The sequence below is a fragment of the Variovorax sp. 01T439_2 genome, from assembly GCF_056398445.1.
The window spans coordinates 1-3,217 of sequence record NZ_JBFTPJ010000687.1 but is presented as its reverse complement, the minus strand read 5'-3'; the positions used below and the strand labels follow the sequence as shown (position 1 = coordinate 3,217).

Below are 3,217 nucleotides of genomic sequence, written 5' to 3'. Positions count from 1 at the left end.
GCTTTCACTCCGTCTGACACAATCGCCCAGTGGATATTTCCAACCTGATACAGACCGTACTTATTTACGCTTTGCCCGTGGTCTTTGCGATCACGGTGCACGAGGCGGCGCATGGCTATGTGGCGCGCCACTTCGGCGACAACACGGCCGAGGCCATGGGCCGCGTCACGCTCAACCCGATCAAGCACATCGACCCCATCGGGACCATCCTGATGCCGCTGATGCTGTACTTCGCAACGTCCGGAGCCTTCCTGTTCGGCTATGCCAAGCCGGTGCCGGTGAACTTCGGGCGGCTACGCCATCCGAAGCGCGACATGATCTGGGTGGCTCTGGCAGGGCCTGCGTCCAATTTCGTGCAGGCCATCCTCTGGGCGCTGGTGCTCGTGGGGCTGGTAGCGGCCGGCATCGATGAAACCTTTTTCATCAAGATGGCGCAGGGCGGCGTGCTGGTCAACCTCGTGATGTGGGCCTTCAATCTCTTTCCGCTGCCTCCGCTCGATGGCGGCCGCGTTCTTGCAGGCCTGCTGCCCAACGGACCGGCGCAGAATTTCCTCGCGCGCATCGAGCCCTTCGGTTTCTTCATCGTGATGGGCCTGGTGCTCGCGGGCATCGTCAGCACCTTCTGGCTGCGTCCGCTGATGGACTTCGGCTACATGGCCATCAACCTGCTCATCTCTCCGCTCACGGCTTTGCTGCGTTAAGTTCTCCTCTCCTGCCATGGCTTCGTCTTCCCCYGCTCCCCTGCGCGTCCTGACCGGCATCACGCCGTCGGGCACGCCGCACCTCGGCAACTACGTCGGCTCGATCCGCCATTCGGTACGCCAGAGCGTCGCGCCGGGCGTCGAGAGCTTCTTCTTCCTGGCCGACTACCACGCGCTCATCAAGGTGCAGGAGCCGGCGCTGATCCAGCGCTCCACGCTCGAGATTGCCGCGAGCTGGCTGGCCTGCGGGCTCGACCCGGAACGCGTCACCTTCTACCGCCAGTCGGACATCGTCGAGATCACCGAGCTCACCTGGTTCCTCACCTGCGTGACCGGCAAGGGCGTGCTCAACCGCGCCCACGCCTACAAGGCGCAGCTCGACAAGAACGTCGCCAAGGGCGAAGACCCCGACGCCGACGTGACGGCCGGCCTCTTCATGTACCCGGTGCTGATGGGCGCCGACATCCTGATGTTCAACGCGCACAAGGTGCCCGTGGGGCGCGACCAGGTGCAGCACATCGAGATGGCGCGCGACATGGCGCAGCGCTTCAACCACCAGTACGGCGAGCACTTCACGCTGCCCGAAGCCGAGATCGACGATGCCGTCGCCACCCTGCCCGGCCTCGACGGCCGCAAGATGAGCAAGAGCTACGGCAACACCATTGCCATGTTCGCGCCGCGCGCGCAGCTGCAAAAGCAGATCGCCAGCATCGTGACCGATTCGCGCGCGCCCGGCGAGCCCAAGGACACCGAAGGCTCGGCGCTGTTCCAGATCTACCAGGCCTTTGCCAGCGCCGAAGAAACCGAGGCGCTGCGCAAGGCGTACGCCGACGGCATCGGCTGGGGCGACGCCAAGCAGATGCTGTTCGAGCGCATCGACCTCGAGGTGGCGCCGCTGCGCGCACGCTACGAAGCGCTGATGAACGACCCGGCGGAGATCGAGCGCATCCTGCTCATCGGCGCCGAAAAGGCCCGCAAGCTCTCGCGCCCCTTCATGGCCGAGCTGCGCCACGCGGTGGGGCTGCGCAACCTTGCATCGGGCCGCGACAAGGGCGGTGCCCGCAAGGCGGCCAAGATAGCCAAGCCGAGTTTCAAGCAGTACCGCGAGCGCGACGGCCTGTTCTATTTCAAGCTGCTCGACGCCCACGGCGCCACCTTGCTGCAGAGCCGCGGATTCGCCTCGCCGCAGGAAGCCGGCCGCGCCATCGCCGCCCTGCAGCAGCAGCGCGGCGCGGCACTGGCCGCGCTCGCCGAACAGCTCGAGCCGGCCGGTCCGGAAGAATTGCGCGCCGCGAACGAGGCGCTGGAAGCACTGGCGGAGACAACAACCTCTACCAACGGAAGTTGATCCGGCAATATCCATCGGCTTACCCGCCGAGGACTGACGAGAGAAGACCGTGCGATCACTAAGGAAGAAAACATGAGCATTTATGTCATCGACGACCACCCCCTGATGCGCGACGCGATCGTGATGGTGCTGCGGCGTCTGCGGCCGGCCGAAAACATCGTCGAGCTCGAGCGCCTCGACAAGCTCGCGAGTGCGGTCCAGCAGCGCGGCGAGCCAACGCTTTTCTGCCTCGACCTGAAGCTGCCCGACACCAATGGCGTCTCGGGCGTGGTCGCTGTCAAGCAGGTCTATCCCAACGTGCCGATCGCCGTCTATTCGGCAGCACCGGCCGGGGACATGGAAGACGCCTGCATCGAAGCCGGTGCCGACACCTACATCGAGAAGTCGGCCAGCTCGGCCGAACTGGCCGCCGCGCTGCGCGGCCTGCTGATGGCGGGCTCGGAAGAGGCGGACGAGCCGGCGCTGGCCAGCAACAGCAAGCTGTCGAAGCGCCAGACGCAGCTGATCGCGATGCTCGACAAGGGCATGAGCAACCGCGACATCGCCACCGACCTCGAGATCAGCGAGCACACCGTGAAGGTGCACCTGTGGCGCCTGTTCCGCCGCCTGGGCGTGAAGAGCCGCACGCAGGCGCTGCATTACGCGCGGACCAACGGGTTGCTTTCCGGTAGCTGAGCCCACCCCCGAAGCGGCTCACTTCGTGTAGCCGCCTCCCCCTCAAGGGGGCAACACCGGAGGCCCGGCAAAGCCGGTTCCTCGGTGGCACTAGGCTCCCCCCCAAGCTTCGCGCACTTCGTGTCGCTTCGCCAACCCCCTACCGGGGGCAACACCGGAGGCCCGGCAAAGCCGGTTCCTCGGTGTTTCTGGAAGGGTTGAACCGCGCCTTATGCGCGGTTTTTTATTGGCCGCTGGCTCAGCCGCCGGAGGCGCTGACGCGGGCTTGGGCCACGGCTTCGTCGGCGTCGTGCAGGGCGACGCGGAACACGCTGCCGCTGCCGAGGCGGGAGCGCACGCTGACGGGATGGCCCAGCACGTGCGAGAGGCGCGCGACGATGGCCAGGCCCAGGCCGAAGCCGTCGGAGGTGCCGGCGTGGTCGGCCACCTTGTAGAACTCCAGGAACACGTCGCGCAGGTGCTCGGGCGCAATGCCGATGCCGGTGYCCCACAC

The 3,217-nt window shown here is 66.1% G+C and carries 4 protein-coding genes; 3 read left to right on the top strand and 1 reads right to left on the bottom strand.

Annotated features, from left to right (window positions below):
- The first annotated feature begins 29 nt into the window (after positions 1-29).
- The 3 genes from AC1DOC_RS25940 (at position 30) to AC1DOC_RS25930 (ending at position 2,724) form a co-directional block, all read left to right on the top strand.
- Positions 30-701 (top strand): site-2 protease family protein, encoded by a 672-nt coding sequence (locus tag AC1DOC_RS25940; RefSeq protein ID WP_015866800.1) that lies wholly within the window; start codon positions 30-32, stop codon positions 699-701.
- A gap of 16 nt (positions 702-717) precedes the next feature.
- Entirely contained in the window at positions 718-2,049 is a 1,332-nt protein-coding gene (locus AC1DOC_RS25935) for a tryptophan--tRNA ligase (protein WP_478083731.1), read from the top strand.
- A 72-nt stretch (positions 2,050-2,121) separates the two neighbouring features.
- Positions 2,122-2,724, top strand: coding sequence for a response regulator transcription factor (locus AC1DOC_RS25930; protein ID WP_015866802.1), 603 nt, complete (start codon positions 2,122-2,124; stop codon positions 2,722-2,724).
- Positions 2,725-2,962: 238 nt separating this feature from the next.
- On the opposite strand, the gene AC1DOC_RS25925 is transcribed toward AC1DOC_RS25930, so the two are convergent.
- A partial coding sequence (locus tag AC1DOC_RS25925) for a sensor histidine kinase (RefSeq protein WP_478130773.1) occupies positions 2,963-3,217 on the bottom strand: 255 nt, incomplete at its 5' end.

Bases quoted from the DNA above. Each gene is read 5' to 3' on its own strand.
- AC1DOC_RS25930 (WP_015866802.1), top strand. From the start codon at position 2,122: ATGAGCATTTATGTCATCGACGACCACCCCCTGATGCGCGACGCGATC.